The organism is Thiocystis violacea, assembly GCF_016583575.1.
GTDB classification, from domain to species: Bacteria; Pseudomonadota; Gammaproteobacteria; order Chromatiales; family Chromatiaceae; genus Thiocystis; species Thiocystis violacea.
Window position 1 is genome coordinate 26731 of the sequence record NZ_NRRG01000022.1, and the last position, 17354, is coordinate 44084.

Annotated in this window: 12 protein-coding genes; 9 read left to right on the forward strand and 3 right to left on the reverse strand. The window is 65.3% G+C overall.

Annotated elements, in window-relative coordinates:
- Window positions 1-55: 55 nt before the first annotated feature.
- From CKO27_RS12035 to CKO27_RS12060, 6 genes are all read left to right on the forward strand, one after another.
- Window positions 56-1084: a SphA family protein gene (locus tag CKO27_RS12035; protein ID WP_242470874.1), complete on the forward strand. Its 1029-nt coding sequence runs from the start codon at window positions 56-58 to the stop codon at window positions 1082-1084.
- 362 nt (window positions 1085-1446) lie between these two features.
- Complete coding sequence (locus CKO27_RS12040; RefSeq protein ID WP_200375142.1) at window positions 1447-1824, forward strand: c-type cytochrome; 378 nt, start codon at window positions 1447-1449, stop codon at window positions 1822-1824.
- A gap of 60 nt (window positions 1825-1884) precedes the next feature.
- Entirely contained in the window at window positions 1885-2052 is a 168-nt protein-coding gene (locus tag CKO27_RS12045) for a hypothetical protein (RefSeq protein ID WP_200375143.1), read from the forward strand.
- A gap of 489 nt (window positions 2053-2541) precedes the next feature.
- Window positions 2542-2682, forward strand: coding sequence for a hypothetical protein (locus tag CKO27_RS12050; protein ID WP_200375144.1), 141 nt, complete (start codon window positions 2542-2544; stop codon window positions 2680-2682).
- A gap of 14 nt (window positions 2683-2696) precedes the next feature.
- On the forward strand, window positions 2697-3071 hold the full coding sequence (locus CKO27_RS12055) for a response regulator transcription factor (RefSeq protein ID WP_200375145.1): 375 nt from the start codon (window positions 2697-2699) through the stop codon (window positions 3069-3071).
- 192 nt (window positions 3072-3263) lie between these two features.
- The gene (locus CKO27_RS12060; RefSeq protein WP_200375146.1) at window positions 3264-4730 is read left to right on the forward strand and encodes a DUF294 nucleotidyltransferase-like domain-containing protein; all 1467 of its coding nucleotides are present in this window, start codon (window positions 3264-3266) and stop codon (window positions 4728-4730) included.
- A gap of 32 nt (window positions 4731-4762) precedes the next feature.
- On the opposite strand, the gene CKO27_RS12065 is transcribed toward CKO27_RS12060, so the two are convergent.
- From CKO27_RS12065 to CKO27_RS12075, 3 genes are all read right to left on the reverse strand, one after another.
- Window positions 4763-7300: a glycosyltransferase gene (locus CKO27_RS12065; protein WP_200375147.1), complete on the reverse strand. Its 2538-nt coding sequence runs from the start codon at window positions 7298-7300 to the stop codon at window positions 4763-4765.
- Window positions 7297-11136, reverse strand: a complete 3840-nt coding sequence (locus CKO27_RS12070) for a glycosyltransferase (RefSeq protein ID WP_200375148.1) — start codon at window positions 11134-11136, stop codon at window positions 7297-7299. Before CKO27_RS12070 ends, CKO27_RS12065 begins: the two co-directional genes overlap by 4 nt.
- A gap of 118 nt (window positions 11137-11254) precedes the next feature.
- Window positions 11255-11578: a sel1 repeat family protein gene (locus CKO27_RS12075; RefSeq protein WP_200375149.1), complete on the reverse strand. Its 324-nt coding sequence runs from the start codon at window positions 11576-11578 to the stop codon at window positions 11255-11257.
- Between the two features lie 192 nt (window positions 11579-11770).
- On the opposite strand from CKO27_RS12075, the gene CKO27_RS12080 reads away from it, so the two are divergent.
- The 3 genes from CKO27_RS12080 (at window position 11771) to CKO27_RS12090 (ending at window position 17320) form a co-directional block, all read left to right on the forward strand.
- On the forward strand, window positions 11771-13000 hold the full coding sequence (locus CKO27_RS12080) for a DUF1015 domain-containing protein (protein ID WP_200375150.1): 1230 nt from the start codon (window positions 11771-11773) through the stop codon (window positions 12998-13000).
- 90 nt (window positions 13001-13090) lie between these two features.
- A complete protein-coding gene (locus CKO27_RS12085) occupies window positions 13091-15310 on the forward strand; it encodes a RelA/SpoT family protein (RefSeq protein ID WP_200375151.1) in 2220 nt (739 codons plus the stop codon).
- 519 nt (window positions 15311-15829) lie between these two features.
- Window positions 15830-17320, forward strand: coding sequence for a PKD domain-containing protein (locus CKO27_RS12090; RefSeq protein WP_200375152.1), 1491 nt, complete (start codon window positions 15830-15832; stop codon window positions 17318-17320).
- The last annotated feature ends 34 nt before the right edge of the window (window positions 17321-17354 follow it).

Genomic DNA, 17354 nt, shown 5'->3' on the forward strand with positions numbered 1-17354 from the left:
TCCACGTTCAGCGTCATGCTGGGGTTCGTTCCTCACCCCAAGAACAAGAAGAATCATGACCACGAAGATCAGCGTCACCCAACCGCATGCAGTATTCAGCCCGTCTTGCAGACGGACGTTTCAGGTCTGGATGGCGGCCTTGATCCTCCTCATCTCGCAAGCGGTCAGCGCTTACGAACTGCCCGGATTGAATCTCGGCTATACCAGCTTTCTCGATGGGCTCCCGCCCGCCGGCCCGCGCTGGCTGATCCAGCAGTATGTGCAGGTCTACCGGAACGGACGACTGAAAGGTCCGAACGGGGAGGATCTCAGGTTACCCGTCACGCGCGGCGACAGCGTCGAATTGGAAAAGGCCCAGCTCGATCTGACGGTGATCCTGACCCAGCTCATGTTCCAGTACTATCGGCCGGAGCGGCCGTCCGTCCTTGGCGGCAAATGGGGATTGGGTCTGACCCTGCCCTTGACCAGCCTTCAGTTGGATCCGGGCGATCACGAAATCATCACCTGCAATGGCTCGCTGCTCAGCGATATCGTCATCAGCCCCTTCGTGCAGATCGATCCGATCAAGGGCGCGAATGGACTCAAGGTGTTCCAGCGCATCGAATTCCAACTGTTCCTGCCGACGGGCGATTATGACCCCGGCGAGTCCGTCAATCCGGGCGCCAACGTCTTCTCCTTCCATCCCTTCTGGTCCGGCACGGCCTTCCTGCCGTCCAAGTGGTCGTTGTCCTGGCGCCTGCTCTATCTCTGGAACGCCGAGAACCCCGAGCCCAAGAGCATCCTCGACGCCGACGACTCCCAGGCCGGGCAGGCCATCTATCTCAATTTCGCGGGGGCCTATGAGCTGCTGCCGAGTCGTTTGAGGGTTGGCATCAACGGATACGCGCTCAAGCAGATCAGCGACAACCGGATCGATGGCCGTGAGGTGCCGGGCGGACGCGAGCGGATTCTCGGGCTGGGTCCAGGTCTGGTCTATCACTTCTCCAAGCAGGACCACTTTTTTCTCAACAGCTACTGGGAAATGGGCGCCGAGAATCGGACCGAGGGCACGCGCGTGACACTGCGTTACGTCCATCTTTTTTGATCGAAGCTGGCGGCTCGGGCATCGATCGAATCGAGCCTGAGCCAGGCCGGCATGAATCACTTCTCGGCCGCGCGGACCATCCCGCGGGCATTGTCCAGGCTCGTCCACGACCCTCTGGCTCCACCCCCTTGAACCTTGGTCCATGGCTTCACTGGCCGTGAGCGCGGCTCACGCCGGCTCCTCGGCCGGGTTCCTGATCTTCGGGGTCGGGCATCCGTCAGATTCGGTCAGATCCCGTGGGTTGTTCCCCTGTCCTGGGTCTGGAATGCTAATCATGATTCAAATGGTATAGCCATCCGATCCGATCCATGCCGCCCCTTGGCTCAGCTCGCTATTTCCGTGGCATAACCGCAAGGGCCTGTATGAATATCATCCTTGATGGCTATATGGCCTTTAACAATGACATCGGGATTGGAGCCGCCATCATGAGTAGACCGACCCTGTTCGTGGCCCTCTGCGGCCTTCCACTGTTGAGCGTTCAGGCAGACTCGGATCTTTCCGAGGGGCGGACCCTCTATGCGAGTTTCATGTGCGCCTCCTGCCATGGGATGGATGGAAAAACCGGCGCTAAAGAGCAGGTTCCGCCATTGGCTGGCATGAGTTCGAACGACATCTACACCAAGACCACCCAGATGGGTATCAATAAGACACACGAACCGGCCGTGGCCGGCTGCGGTGAGCCACCCTCATCGACTGATATTCGCAAGATCGCCGATTACCTGGCATCGATACCGCACTGAGATGCCTCCAGAGATTTAAAACACCATCAGTCATCCCAGACGCACCGTACCGAGATCAATATGTATATCAATGCCTATCGCTTGACGATTTCTCTCCTGTCAATACCCGGCCTGGCGCTGATTGGAGCCCTGGGGTATTTCCTGGGTGGTCCGGTTGGTCATGGCCTCATCCTGATCACTGGATTGACCCTGCTCCTGCTGATCAAGATGATCTGGTTTCAGAAATAGTGGCCTGAATCCAGCATCAAGGGATCGAATGTCAATTGAGTCAATTGAAACTTAATGGAATATATCGCGAAATGAACTATCGGTTATTGAATTTCTGGAAAATCGCATCGCTACTGGCCTTGAGCCTGACGGTCGGTTCGGTCGCTGGAAGGAGTCTGATCAATACGTCCGCCGATCAGGATCGCCCGAGCACGCGGACCGGTTCCATGGCCAAGCCATCGAATTGTGGCCCGACCACGACCGCGACAAACCCAACCCAACGATCTGGAAGAACCGGCAGGAAGCCGAAGGTGAGTCAAGGATGTGGATAGTCTTCCGATCCTGATGGATCAGTAAATCATTCCGTAACTGTACCGGAGGCTTGCCCTGCGGCTGGCCTCCTGTTTGGATGGCTTCGAGATCGGCGCGAGCCATCGCTCATGCAACCATTGTCACATCACTCCATTGACCACTTGAAATGCCTCGCGCGAATTTGAGTCGAGCGGACTGGTGACGATCATCGCGATGATCGGGGTCTCGGCCTACATCGCCCTGCGACTCCAGGCGATCGCCTGGAGTTTCAGCCGCACCTTCCCCGAGCGGGGCTCCATCCCGGCTTCGATCTTCCCGCCCATTCAGCGGATCTCCTGATCCGAGGCATCACCATGAGCAAGCGCGTCCTGATCGTCGACGATGAGCCCAACATCCTCATCGCCGTGGAATTTCTCATGCGGCGCGAGGGCCACGAGGTGATCAGCGCCCGCGATGGCGAGGCCGGTCTCGTGGCGGCACGGATCGATCGACCGGACCTCATCGTGCTCGATGTGATGATGCCCAAGCTCGACGGCTATGCCGTCCTGCGGGCGGTGCGCGCCGATCCGGACATCGCCGCCACCCGCATCCTGATGCTGACCGCCAAGAATCGCGAGATCGCGCGGAACAAGGGGCTGACACTCGGCGCGGACGCCTACATGCCCAAGCCCTTCGCCACCAATGATCTGGTCGATACGGTCAGGGGACTGCTCATGCGTGCCGATTGAAGGAAAAGCCGTCAGCGACCAGCCGCCAGCCGCGTTCCGTTGCCGAGGTTTCCGAACATAAGCCCGCGCCCGCTGGGTGAGCCACGGCCAGCCACGGGCGATGGCCAACGGGTTGATGCCAAATGCTGGTGGCTGAAGGCTGGAAGCCGACAGATCCTTGAGTGTCCATCCATGACGATGCAGAGCCGGAACATGAGCCAGAAGGATGTAGGGACGAATCCCAAACAAGCCGTTACGCACGGCTTCGACGAGCGCGCGCTGCGCGGCTTCGCCCGTCGGAATCCGCTCGTCGTCACCCCCGCGACCACGCTGCGCGAGACGCTCTATCGAAGCAGCCAGGGGCAGGAGGACGCCGCCGTCGTCGTCGATCCCGCGTCCGGCCTGCCGCTGGGACTCGTCACCCTGCGCGACCTGCTGCACGCGATCGGTTTCGAGGACGGCGGACTGGATGATCCGATCGCCGCGCACATGATCGGCGCCCCGCCGACACTGGCCGTCGATACCTCCACCCATCGCGCCAAGGTGACGATGGCCAAACGCGGTCTCAGCCATCTGCTGCTGACCGAGGCCGACGGACGTCTATTCGGGCTGGTGACCCAGGCCGACATGCTGGGCCTGCGCGCGGGTGGCGCCGAGTCGCTGATCACAGCCATTGGCCGCGCGCGCGACCTCGGCGCCATGGCGATCATCGCGAACCGGGTGCGCCGGCGCGGCGCCGAGCTCTTCCATGCCGGGATGGGGGTCGATGCGCTCTGTCAGTGGATCTCCGGGCTCAATGACCTGATCGCCATGCGCATCATCGAGCTCATCGAGGACGAGTACGACCTGCCAGCCGTGCCCTGGTGCTGGCTGGTGTTCGGCTCCGAGGGACGGCTCGAACAGACCTTCGCCTCGGATCAGGACAATGGGCTGCTCTTCGTCGTGCCCGATCCGGGGAGCACGGAGTCGATCCGCGACGCCTTCCTGCCCTTTGCCCAGGACGTCAACAAGGCGCTGCACCATTGCGGCATGGAGCGCTGCCGGGGCGAGATCATGGCCGGACATCCCGACTGCTGTCTGAGCGCGGACGAATGGCGACAGCGTTTCGCGAACTGGCTGCGTGTCCCCGATCCACGGGCCACGCTACGCAGCACCATCTTTTTCGACTTTCGCCCGCTCTATGGTCAAAGCGACGCCGCCGATCAACTGCGCGCCTGGCTGATCAACGAGGCTCCGGGGCATGGTCGCTTCTTCCATGCGCTGGCCGAGCAGGCGATCAACATCCGCCCCCCGCTCGGCTGGGCCGGACAGTTCACCTACGATGGCCATCGCGACTTCCCGCGCACCATCGATCTCAAGCTCCAGGGCGCGCGCTATTTCATGGACGCCGCCCGTGTCTGGGCGCTGCGGCAGGGGATCGGGGCGACGAACACCGCCGAGCGTCTGCGCGCGACCGGTGCCGCGCGTGGGCAGCGGAGCGAGGAGACGGCGGCGGACATCGAAGCCTTCCATCTGATCCAGCGTTTCCGCATCCGTCAGCAACTCCAGACCCAGGATCTCGACGCGGTGAACCGTGTCAACCCGAAGGATCTCAACGATCTGCATCGGATCATGCTCAAGGAGGCCCTCAAGCAGGCACACAAGGTTCAATCGCGGCTGCGACAGGAGTTCGTGCACTGATCCTCGGAGCCGTCAGCCTCCAGCTATTGGGTTTAGACCAGTTCCAGATAGCGCCCCGCGATGGCCCGCCAGTCCAGCGGCGCGACGAAGGCGCGGCCGGCCGCGCCGATGCGCGCGCGCCGCTCGGGATCGGCCAGGAGATCGGCCACGGCTCGCGCGAACGATGCATGGTCCGTCGCGATGACGGCCTGGAGACCCGGCTCGATCGGGATGCCCTCGGCGCCCTTTTCGGTGCTGACCACCGCCAGCCCGGCGGCGAAATAGTCGAGGATCTTCATGCGTGTGCCGCCGCCTTTCTGGAGCGGCACCACGGCGAGATCCGCCCCCTTCAGATAGGGCGCGACCGACTCGACCGGCCCGGTGAAGATGAGCCGTGGATGCAAGGCGCCCGCCGGCGGGCCGGCGCCGAGCGCCAGCAGGGTCGCCTGGACGCCGAGTGCTTCGAGGCGCGGCAGGATTTCGTCCGCCATCACCCGCATCGCCTCCAGGTTCGGGGGATAGAGATAGATGCCGTGGTAGACCAGGATCGCCTGCTCGCGCGGGATTCCGTGGAGCGCGTGCAGATCCAGCGGTTCGGCCCGCTCGAACTGGTCGAGGTCGACCCCGTGCGGAATCAGATGGATCCGCCCAGCATCCACCCCATCCGCCACCAGCCGCCGGCGGTCGGCCTCGGAGACGACGATGACCGCGTCCGAGCGGTCGCACCAGCCCAGTTCGACCTTGCGCAACATCTCGTATCCATGCCGGGGCAGGTCCGGAATCTGATCGGCCAGGCGCTGGTATTCGACATTGTGCTCGACCAGCAGCGCGCGACCGCCGAGCAGGTCGCGCGCCCAGACGGTGGCGCGGCCATAGGCGGGGAACTCGGCCTGGTAGACACGGGCGCCGCTCCGGATGGCCAGATAGAGGGTGCGGACGATGAAGCTCCAGTCGGCGACCGGGTAGTAGAGAAAGGCGTCGTCGGCCGGGATGCCGGAGTCGATCAGAAAGGCCCGCACCCGCTCCCGGTCTGGACCGAGTCCCCGCAGCCAGCGCGGAAAGCGTCGCTCGACGAATTGGCCCCGCCGGACTTCGTGGTAGATCGCCCGATCGTCGCTGACGAGATAGACCGCCTTGACCGCGAAGGAAAGCCCCCAGGCGGTGCGGTCGATCTTGACCGCCGCGCCATGATTGGCCGGGCGGATATCCGAGCGCGAGACCAAGATCAGGGCGTCGGTGCGGCCGATCCGCCCGATCCCTCGGGCCAACCCCTTGAGGATCGGCTTGAGCGTCGCGCGCGCGACGCGCTTGGCGGCGTCGATCGTCGCGGGCCGGCGGGAGGCCGGCGAGACGGGCGCCGGCGGCGCCGGCTCCTCCGTCACCGGCGCCAGCTCGGGGGCCGCTCCAGCCGATGCCTCCGGGGGATCCAGGCGGATCAGCGGCTCGCCTGGACTGGCCCGACGCGGTTCGGCGAGAAAATCGAGCAGCGGCCGGACCGTCCGGGCGTAATGGAAACGCTCCTGGATCAGTCGCAGGGCATTGGCGGACTTGATGGCGACCCGCTCCGGATGACTCAGGATCTCGCCGATCACGCCGTCGAGTTCCTCCGGGTGATCGACGACCCAGCCGGCATCGTAGACGCGGACCAGCTCCGCCAGCTCGGTGTAGCCGTTGCAGATCAAGGGTAGCCCGTTGGCCAGGAACTCCATGGCGCGGAACGACTGACTGTGACGGCGCTCCGGGTTCTCGTCGGCCAATTCCACGCCGATCTGGCACTCGGACCTCAGATAGGCCCGCATCTCGCCGTAGGGGAGCAGTCCATGCCGCTTGACCAGGGTCTCGGGCCAGGCGCCTTCGCGCGCGCTCGGGGTCGGGGCGGGCTGGTCGGCGGCGTAGACATAGCCGCCCGAGAAGAGCACCAACTCGGCCCGTCCCTGGCCGTGCCGGTCTAGCGCCGCGACCAGGGAATCGAACCAATCCTCGGTGCGTCTCCAGGGCCAGGAGACTCCGCCGGAGACCAGACGCAGCCGATCGTCCGCCGTATGGGTCAGGGGCGTCTCGCGCGCGTCCTCGGCGGAAATGGGCAGCACATCCAGGGGCGCGGCGGCGCGGCAGTCGAATCCGGCCAGGATCAGCCAGGCGATCAGGAAGCTCGCCTGACGCTGGTTGCCGACCAGAAAACGATCCGCCCGACGGTAGCAGGCGAGCGTGCGCCGGACCTCGGAGGCGAGATCCAGGTGCTCCTGATACATGGCCTCAAGGAGGCGCGGCGCCACCACGTCCAGGACGATGGGCCGATCTAGCGACTCCGGCAGCCATTCGATCAGCTCCCAGTAGCCCAGGATCAGCGCGTCCGGGGCCTCCTCCTCGATCAGGGCGGCGAGATCGGCGCGCTCGCGATAGACGCGGGCCTGGATCCCGCGCTCGGCGATCAGCCCGGTCGGCGGCCCCAGGGACTCGGGATAGACGTGGACGACCTGGAGACCGGCCTCGGCCAGCCCGAGCGTGAGCGCATGGGCGCGCACGCTATTGCCGGAGGCGATGCGCGCGGGATCCAGCGGCTCGCCGTGGGTGATGAAGAGAACCTTCATGCGTCGCGCTCCGTCAGCAGACGCTCCAGGGTGGCGCGGGCCACCCGGCGCGAGAAATGCTCTTCGATGTTCGTCAGGCCGTGACGCGCGACGGACTCCCAGAGGGTCGGGTCGCGGTAGAGATCCGTCACGGCGGCGGCGAAGGCAGCGGCGTCCGCGCCGATCAGGATGTCCGTCCCGGCCTGTAGCGACATGCCCTCGGCGGCGCAGGGCGTGGCGACCACCGGGACGCCGAAGGTCATGCTCATGTTGATTTTGCCCTTCACCCCCGCTCCCCAGCGCAGCGGCGCGATGGACAGACGCGCGCGCTCGAAGTAGGGCGTCACGTCCTCGACATAGCCGGTGACATGCAGGCCCCGGTCGGGATCGTCTCGGGCCAGCAACTCGATCGGCGGGCGGCTGCCGATGATGAAGGTCGGGATCCGGCCGAGTTCGGCCTCGACCAGGGGCTGGATCTCGTCCAGGTAGTAGCGCACGGCATCGACGTTCGGATGATGATTGAAGCCGCCGATGAATAGGATGGCGTCGCGCTCCGCGAAGGTCGCGTCCGTGGGGTGAAGGTCATGGATGTTGCTCAGGATCTCCACCCGTGTGTCCGGCGTCTCCCCGGCCAGCAGATCCCGCTCGATGGAGCTGACCACCAGGGTCAGATCGGTCCGTGCCATCAGGTCCAATTCCTGGCGTTTGCGCTCGGCGGCCCGCTTGAGCGTCGCCGGATCGCCGCGCAGATCGGCCTCGCGCTGCTCGCGCAGAAAATGCAGGTCGACCGTGTCGAACCAGATCCGGGCTTGCGGGGCGTACCGCTTGACGGCGTCGATGAACTGGCTGGCGACGTCGGCCCGGCTCAGGATCACCAGTTCGTACTCGGCCCCGCGTCGTTGCAGGAAGGCCGGGATCGACTCGATCCAGGGTGCCGCGAGCACCTCCACGCCACGCCGCTGGAGCCGGGGTCCGTAGGGCTCGACATACTCCAGATTGGAGGGGGCGAAGGTGACATGCCAGCCCTGTTCGAGAAAGGTCTCCAGCAGGTTGAACATGCGCAGCGAGCCGGAGTCCTGATCCGGGGTCAGCATGACCGCGTCCAGCACCAGCACCCGGCGCCGATCCGGATCCGCCGACTCGACCTCGCCCGTCGGCACGCCGGTCTGGCCGGCGACCACCAGGGTCACCTCGGGTTCGTAGAGGATCGCCCGGCCGCCCGCGCGCATGGCCCCGAGCAGGGCATCCAGATCGCCGTCCCCGGCGGCGCCCAGTGCCTCCACCAAGGCCGGCCGATGCAGGAGCAGACCGGCTTCCGAGGCGCTATCGACCTCGCGCGGATAGTTGTACTCCGACGCCTGGATGTCTCGTCCGGCGCCGATCGGACGTGAGCGGCCGTCGGGAGAGCGCCGGCGACCGGCTTCGACCAGGCGGCCATCGGCGCCCTTGACCTTGGCGCAGACCGCGCCCGCCACCGCGCCGCTCAGACGGACATCGCGCGCCGTCCCGAGGAGTCGCGACAGCCAGTCGCGCGGCGCGGCGTCGGTGAAGGACATCAGGAAGAGCCATTCGGCCGTCGACCCATCGAGCGCGGCGGCGAGCCGCGCCACCGCGCCACCCCTGGCGTCGTAGGCCAGAGGCCGACCGTCCGGAAGACGCGCCTCCAGCAATGGGCCGATCGGATGACCGGCCGGATAGAGGACGAGTATCTCGAACGCGGGAAGGTGACTGGCCTGATTCAACCCGCGCAGCAGCCGGATGGTTTCGGCGCTGACCTGGGTGGGATCGATCAGGATGGCCACCTCCGCGCGAGGGTCGGCCTCGGGATTGAGCGTGGCGACCTCGAGCGCCCGCCAGAGATCGCCGATCCTGGGGCCTGAAGGGACCGACGCCGACTTGAACCGGCCGCCGAGCACCCGGCCGACGGTGGCCGGACCGTAGGCACGGGTGATCTCGGCGAGATGCACCGCGTGCGACAGCGCCCGCGAGATGGGGGCGGAGAGCCACTGGAGGCCCGAGCCGATCAGGCGATAGGGCCATTGGAAGGGCCGCCCCGCCATCGCGGTCGCCTTGAGGAGATGACCGTTCAGTGAGCGATAGCGGATGAGTTCGTCCCGGCATTCGATCGCGTCGCTCAGTGTCTCGATCCCGAGGATCCCCAGTCGTTCGCGGTCGGCGAGCCGCGCGGATTCGACCAGCCGTCGACGCGCCTCCCCGGCCAGGATGCGCTCATGGAGTCCGCGAGCCTGCTCCTCCAGGACGCGCTTCTCCGCCGAGAGGATGGCGTGGCGGTACTTCCATTGCTCGCGATCGAGCCGCGCCTCGTCCAGTTGTTCGCTCAGCGCCCGGTGCCTGGCGGCGCACTCGTCGCGCAACTGGCGGTACATGGGCTGGTGCTTGGCGTGATCGACGATCCCGCGCAACTGATCCAGGCTCCAGCGCGGACGCCATTTGCCGAGCAGGGCCGCCAGTCCCCGATCCAGTTCGTCCCCGTCCTGGCGCACCCCGAAGCCGCTTGAGCGATGGATCCGATAGACCCCGGTGACCCGCTCGACATGAATAAAAGGGGTCAGCGCGCTCAACTGAATCCAGAAGTCCCAGTCCTCGTAGACCTCCAGCGACTCGTCGAAGCGCAGGGCGTCGCCGACCAGGGCGCGGGCGAAGAGCACGGCATGGATCGGGAGATAGTTCTCCACCAGCAGGCGCACCGGATCGTGCGGTTGGTTGAAGACATGCGGGATTTCCCAATCGCCCTGGGGCGTCGCGCGCCGACACTCGATCCCGGCATAGGCGACCGAGGCCCCTGGGGATTCCTGGATCGCGCTCACCAGCCCGGCGATGTGCTCGGGCAGGAGCCAGTCGTCGTCGTCGAGAAAGAGAACGAAGTCGCCCAAGGCGGACGCCAGACCCAGGTTGGCGGCCGCGCCGCGCCCGAGCGGCGAGCCGGTGCTTGCAAGGCGAAGCGGGAACTCGCCGCAGCGCTCGGCGCCGCCGAGATCCCTGGTGCCCCGCACGTCGATCAGGACGACCTCGATCCGGCGATAGGTCTGGGCCGCGATCGAATCGAGCGCCTCCCCGAGGGTGTCGCGGCGGGTCGTGCGCACCAGGACCGAGACCAGCGGCCCCGGCTCCGCGCGCCCGGTTCCGTCCTCCAGCATCCGCGACGCCAGACCCGGAATCCGATCGGCGATCTCGGCGGCACTCGCGACGGTAAAGACTTCCGCCGCCGCGACTTCCGCTGGCAGACGGAAGGCGTCGACGCCATTGAGTGCGAGGGTCTGGCGATCGAGCGCGCACTCGGCCAGACGCGATCCCAGGAGGCCCATGGCCCGGCGTTTCAGCTCCAGAACCGGGGTGATGTCCAGCAGCCGATTGGATTTGCCCGGCCGACCGATCGCATGGACGGCCAGGCGACATCGGGTCGCCGAGCGACGCACGGACTCGCGCGCGATCAGCCCCAGCCGGGCGCGCGCCGGATCGGGATCGTCGGCGGCGGGGGCATAGAGGATCGCCGGATCGGTCTCTTCGATCAGCGCCATGAGCCAGCGGACCGCCGGCTCGTCATAGGTCGCGCGCGGGTCGGACTCGCCCCAGGGGCGAATGTCCCGGTAGCCCAGGCAGGCCCCGGCGGCCCGGCTCTCGGCGAGGAACGAGGCCGTCTCCACCGAAGCATCCGGATCCCGGGCGCCATCGGCGATCAGCACGAGAACCGCTTGCCCCTCCTGGACATGCCGCGCCAGGGCGCCGCCGCATCCGAAGACCTCGTCGCCGGGATGGGCGGCCAGGGCGATCACCGGGCCATCGCCCAGGTCCAATGGTGGCGGGAACGACGGCTGTTCTTGGCGGTGACTGTTCATCTGAGTGGGCGCTTCATCCAGTTTGGCCTGGGCATGATACACGATGCCATTTATGGGCTGGGACCGGACGGCATGGGGTCGGAGCGGACCCTTCGGGCGACCGGGCGTGTCGGGGGTCTCAATGCATCCGGTCGGACGACAGACGGCTCAAGGCCCCTCCGGCGCGAAGACGCTGGGCGGCCGCGAACTCCTCGTCCGTCATCTGGCTCCCGACGATCTCGCGCAGACGCTCGGCGTCGCGATCGCCGCGCTCGATCGCCAGCGAAAGCCAGTAATGGGCCTGGACCAGATCGATCGCCACGCCGCGCCCCTCGGCATGGATGAGGCCCATGGCGTAGAGGGCATCCAGCTCGCCACGCTCGGCCGCCTCCCGGATGGCCCCCACCTTCGAGGGGTCGTTACGGAAGAGGATCAGATCCTTGAGGTAATGGTTATGACTCATTGAGATCGTCCGTCGGGCCTCATGCGGATATTAGGTTCGAAGGGTGCGGAGGTTTACGCAGGCCATGGCCAAGCTGATACCATCGCGCACTCTAAAAAAGACCAACGCCCCCTGTCGTGTGACGGGCGCGCGGCCAGATCGGTCAACCGATGTCGCACGCATCGGACGCTCGGCGACCCAGGAGCCAAACCCATGTCCCTGATCCACCCCTTCGCCGGTCTCCGTCCGGCCCCTGGCCGCGCCGCCGAGGTGGCCGCGCCGCCCTATGACGTCATGACCGCCGCCGAGGCCAGACGCCTGGTCGTGGGTCGTCCCTGGAGCTTCCTGCACGTCTCGCGCGCGGAGGCCGATCTGCCGGAGGATCAGGATCCCTACGCCCCCGAGGTCTATGCCAGGGCGCGCGCGAATCTGGATCGGATGCTCGCCGAGGGGGTGCTGATCCGCGACCCGGCGCCGCGCTATTACGTCTATCGACTGATCATGGGCGGCCAGGCCCAAACCGGGCTGGTCGCGTCCGCCTCCGTGGCCGCCTACGACGCCGGCCGGATCAAGAAGCATGAATTCACCCGTCCGGCGAAGGAGGACGATCGGGTGCGTCAGATCGAGGCGCTCGCGGCCCAGACCGGACCGGTCTTCCTGGTCCATCGGGCGACGCCGGCCATCGACGAGCCTCTCGCCCGGATCACCCTCACGCCCGCCGAGGTCGACATCAGTGCCGCGGACGGCGTCCGCCATCAGCTCTGGCCGATCGAGGATTCGGCCGAGATCGACCGCCTGACCGCGGCCTTCGAGGCCCTCGACGGTCTCTATATCGCCGACGGTCACCACCGCGCCGCCGCCGCCTCGCGGGTCGCGGCGAATCGAGCTTCAGTGGACGGCACGACCCGCGATTCAGGCTTTCTCGCCGTCATCTTCCCGCACGACCAGATGCGGATCCTGGACTATAACCGGGTCGTCCGGGATCTCGACGGCCAGGACATCCCCGCCTTCCTCGATCGCCTAGCGGCCCATTATGTCGTCGATCGCTCCGCGACGCCGGTCAAACCGGCCGGCCCCGGCGAACTGGGTCTCTATCTGAGCGGTCAATGGTATCGGCTGACCCCGGCCGCGCCGCTCGCCGAATCCGTGGACCCGGTCGCGACACTCGACGTTAGTCTGCTGCAAACTCGTATCCTGGATCCGATCCTGGGCATCCGGGATCCCCGGCGCGACGATCGGATCGACTTCGTCGGCGGCATCCGCGGGCTGGAGGGGCTGATCCAGCGGGTCGACTCGGGCGAGATGGCCCTGGCCTTCGCGCTCCACCCGACCGGTATGGAGGATCTCATGGCTGTGGCCGACGCCGGCGCCGTCATGCCGCCGAAATCCACCTGGTTCGAGCCCAAGCTCGCCGATGGACTGGTGAGTCTGGTTCTGGACTAAGGGCTCTGGATTCATAGCGCCAAGCCCCTCGGTCCAAGCGATCGGCCGTTCCCGCCAGAGCCCCAGGGCTGGCGTCTGGAGTCATTTCCCATGGTCAAACCCGTCTACAACCTCCCCGACCAGGATAGCGGCGACGAGGCCGCGATCCAGCATTGGCTTGAAAGCCTGGAGAGCCACTACCCGGAGGAGAATCGTGCGCGGATCGCGGGCGCCTGCGAGGCCCTGACCCGCTGCCGGGGCGACCGCCGCATCGAGACCGGCGAGACCCATGTGCGCCATGTGCTGTCCACGGCCGACATCCTGGCGCGACTGCGGATGGACGACGAAACGCTGGTCGCGGCCCTGCTCAATGGCTGTCTGGACCAGGGCGAGATCACCGAGACGCAACTCCTGGAACATTTCGGCCCCGGCATCGCCCGGATGGTCGGCGATCTGGCGCGCATCGGCCAGATCGCCAACGTGGACGCCATCATCGCCGCCAAGGACCAGCCGGAGCACGAGGAGAATCTGCGCCGGCTGCTGCTCGGCATCGCCGAGGACGTGCGCGTGGTGCTGGTGGTGCTGGCCGAGCGCGTCCATCTGATGCGCGCCATCAAGGATCTGGAGCCGGAGCGTCGCGCCAAGATCGCCCGCGATACCCAGCGCGTCTACGCGCCGCTGGCCAATCGGCTGGGCATCTGGCAGGTCAAGTGGGAGCTGGAGGATCTGACGCTCCGCTATCTGCAACCGGACGACTACAAACGGGTCGCCAATCTGCTCGCGGAGCGTCGGGAGGAGCGCGAACGCTATATCGCGACCGTCATGGAGACCCTGCGCGACAAGTTCAGCGAGGCCGGCATCGCGGCCGAGATCACCGGCCGACCCAAGCACATCTTCAGCATCTGGAAGAAGATGCAGCGCAAGGGCGTGACCATCGAGGACATCTTCGATCTGCGCGCGGTGCGCATCCTGGTCGACAGCGTCGCCGACTGCTATGCCGCGCTCGGCATCGTGCATGGACTCTGGAAGCACATCCCCAAGGAGTTCGACGACTACATCGCCACCCCCAAGGGCAACATGTACCGCTCGCTGCACACCGCCGTCATCGGCCCCGAGGACAAGTCGCTGGAGGTGCAGATCCGCACCCACGAGATGCACCGCCACGCCGAGTTCGGCGTCGCCGCCCACTGGGCCTACAAGGAGGCCAAGGGACACGACGCCGAGTTCCAGCGTCGCGTGGTCTGGATGCGCAACTGGCTGGAGCTGAAGAACGAGGGCGATGACGCCAGCGGCTTCCTGGAGCGCTTCAAGGCCGAGTTCGAGCCGGTGCATATCTACGTGCTCACGCCCCAGTTCAAGGTCGTGGAGCTGCCCAAGGGGGCCACGCCGCTCGATTTCGCCTACGCCATCCACTCGGAGATCGGCAACCGCTGTCGCGGTGCGCGGGTCAACGATCGCATCGTCCCGCTCAATCATGTGCTCGGCAGCGGCGACACGGTCGAGATCCTGACCCAGAAGAACGCCGCCCCCAGCCGCGACTGGCTCAGTCCGCACCAGGGTTATCTGACCACGGCCAGGGCGCGCAATCGGGTGCGTCAATGGTTCAAGCAGCAGAATTTCGACCAGCATCTCCACGAGGGGCGAACCCTCCTGGACCGCGAACTGGCCCGACTGGGAATCGTCGAGAAGCCGCACCTGGACGAGCTGGCGCTCAAGTTCAATTTCAAGCGCGGCGAGGATCTGCTGGCCGCCATCGGCCGCGGCGACCTGGCGCTCGGACAGGTCGCCCGTCAGGTGGGCGAGTCCAAGACCGAGGAGCCGAGGGACAAGGAACCGGAACTGCGAGTCCGCGCGCCCCAGAAACATAAGCCATCGAGCCAGGGGGACGTGGTCATCGAGGGCGTCGACGACCTCATGACCCAGATGGCCCAGTGCTGCAAACCGGTTCCGCACGATGCCATCGTCGGCTTCGTCACCCGCGGTCGCGGGGTGACCATTCACCGCAAGAATTGCGGCAACCTGCGCCACTTGCCCGCCGAGGAGGCCGAGCGACTGATCCGCGCGCGCTGGGCGGATCAGCCCGGCCATTCCAGCTATCCGGTCGATTTCCTGGTCATCGCCAGCGATCGCAAGGGACTGCTGCGCGACGTCACCTCGATCTTCTCGGACGCCGACGTCGACGTGCTCGGCGTCAACACCCACTCTGAGCGCAGCACCGACACCGCCTCCATGCGCTTCACGGTCGAGGTCCGCGACAGCGGACATTTGGACCGCCTCATGGCCAAGCTCCGCCAGATCCCCGAGATCCTTGAGGTCCGCCGCTTCTACTGAGCGCCTCCAGCCTCCAGCCTCCAGCCTCCAGCCTCCAGCGATTGGAGCGCGGGATCGCCTGACAGTCACGCGGCCATTCGCCGCGTGATTCTTCTTGACTCATCGTGTGTCTTCCCAAGGGGCCGTTGGCGTTCACGGAATGACTCATTCCAAGCCATCACGCCATTCAGGCCATCACCGGCTTGATCGTTCTGGCGCTTGCGTTGATCCCGCGAGCACATTCATTCATCCAGGTCCACCCGAATCATCGCTTTCGTGACCCCGGTTCAATTATCGTGCCGTTTCGCGACTCAGTCCTCGTTTACCTCCATGTGACGCGGCTCTAGCTTTAGCGTAGCGCCGCCGAGAGCCTCGGTGATTGTTGCACTCTCATCACGGTTTTCGCACCTCCAGGCTGATTTACTTGTCCCAGGTATTGAGTGACCGGCCGTATCGAGTTCGCTTGAAAAGACAGGCGAAACGGAACACGCCAGACCGCTCGAAGACAACGGATCAGCGACGGACAGAATGAGCGCCATCATGAGCACACGAATCGATTCCAGAAACACATTCCGGTTAGCCGAACCGCGCAAGACTGGAATCCCGATGGCGCTCACCTTTCTTTTCCTGGGGCTGATGTTCATCGGCATCCAGGCGGCCTCGGCGAGCACGGCGAGTCTGGAATGGGATCTGGTCAACGATCAGCGCGTAGCCTTCTATGAAGTTCACTATGGAATGGAAAGCGGAAACTATTCGAGTAACTATCGAACGACCGCCACGAGCGCGAGCATCGAGGGATTGAATCCGGGAGCGACCTATTATTTCGCGGCGCGCGCCTGCGACCAGGCGAGCACTCAGTGCAGCGATTATTCGAATGAGCTGGCGATCACCATACCTGCCGATGCCGCTTCGACTCCGGATCCAGCGACCGCGCCCGTGGCCGTTTTTAGCGCGAGCGTCACCTCGGGTCAGGCCCCGCTGACGCTGGTCTTCGCGGATCGGTCGACGGGTTCCGTCACGGGCTGGGCATGGGACTTCGGCGACGGCAACACCAGTACGGCCGGGGACGCCGTGCATACCTATGCCAATCCTGGAACCTACAGCGTAAATCTGATGGTCACGGGTAGCGACGCCAGGACCGCGACGGCGGTGCCGGTCCAGATCCATGTGCTGGCCGGCTCCACGACGGGCGCCAACCCCGAGACGGGCGCGGATGACTCGACCGAGGTGAGCGCATCGGGCTTCCCGATCGAGGTCGGCGATCTGACCATCGATCATGAGTGGCAATGGGTTCCATATCAGCGGTCATTCGAGGATCCCATCGTTATCGTCAAGGCGCTCGGTAATAATGACAAGAACCCCGCGATCATCCGCGTCAAGGACATCACGAGCGAGGGTTTCCGGGTCCGGGTGCAGTCATGGGATTATCTCCAAGGCTGGCACGGCACGGAGGCGGCGAGCTATATGGCCATCGAGCGTGGATCCTACGAATTACCTGGCGGAATTCAGGTCGAGGCCGGATCATTGAATACCGCCGCCACCAATTCATTCCAGTATCAAGCCTTCGCCGATACATTCAGCCGAGCCCCGGTCGTGTTCGCGGCGGTCACGAGCGTCAATGAGGAAGACGCGGTCAACGCCAGACTCCGCGATATCAAGACCGAGGGTTTTTACGTAGGCATGCGTGAACAGGAAAAGAACAGACAGATTCATGCCGCCGAGCGGATCGATTACATCGCCTGGCAGGACTCGGCCGGCGAGGTCGATGGGTTGCGCTACGAGGTAGGTCTCAAACCCAAGGCCGTCACGCATAATCGCTACTCGCTCAAGGCAACGACCTCATTCGCCCAGGCCCCAACCTTCATCGCCGACCTGCAAAGCACGAATGGTGGAGACTCGTGTGGTCTGCGCTGGAATGAAACATCCGCGACCGAGAAGGCCATCTGGGTTCAGGAGGAGCAATCCAAGGATAATGAAATCTCGCATGGTAAGGAGACACTGGGATATATCTTCGCGGATGTCGAGCCATGAGAACGGCCACCCAAGCCTGGTGATCACACCTGGA

Coding starts and splice junctions, on each gene's coding strand:
- CKO27_RS12070 (WP_200375148.1), bottom strand. CDS start 11,136: ATGAACAGTCACCGCCAAGAACAGCCGTCGTTCCCGCCACCATTGGAC.
- CKO27_RS12090 (WP_200375152.1), top strand. CDS start 15,830: ATGAGCACACGAATCGATTCCAGAAACACATTCCGGTTAGCCGAACCG.
- CKO27_RS12055 (WP_200375145.1), top strand. CDS start 2,697: ATGAGCAAGCGCGTCCTGATCGTCGACGATGAGCCCAACATCCTCATC.
- CKO27_RS12080 (WP_200375150.1), top strand. CDS start 11,771: ATGTCCCTGATCCACCCCTTCGCCGGTCTCCGTCCGGCCCCTGGCCGC.
- CKO27_RS12075 (WP_200375149.1), bottom strand. CDS start 11,578: ATGAGTCATAACCATTACCTCAAGGATCTGATCCTCTTCCGTAACGAC.
- CKO27_RS12040 (WP_200375142.1), top strand. CDS start 1,447: ATGAATATCATCCTTGATGGCTATATGGCCTTTAACAATGACATCGGG.
- CKO27_RS12045 (WP_200375143.1), top strand. CDS start 1,885: ATGTATATCAATGCCTATCGCTTGACGATTTCTCTCCTGTCAATACCC.
- CKO27_RS12035 (WP_242470874.1), top strand. CDS start 56: ATGACCACGAAGATCAGCGTCACCCAACCGCATGCAGTATTCAGCCCG.
- CKO27_RS12065 (WP_200375147.1), bottom strand. CDS start 7,300: ATGAAGGTTCTCTTCATCACCCACGGCGAGCCGCTGGATCCCGCGCGC.
- CKO27_RS12085 (WP_200375151.1), top strand. CDS start 13,091: ATGGTCAAACCCGTCTACAACCTCCCCGACCAGGATAGCGGCGACGAG.
- CKO27_RS12060 (WP_200375146.1), top strand. CDS start 3,264: ATGAGCCAGAAGGATGTAGGGACGAATCCCAAACAAGCCGTTACGCAC.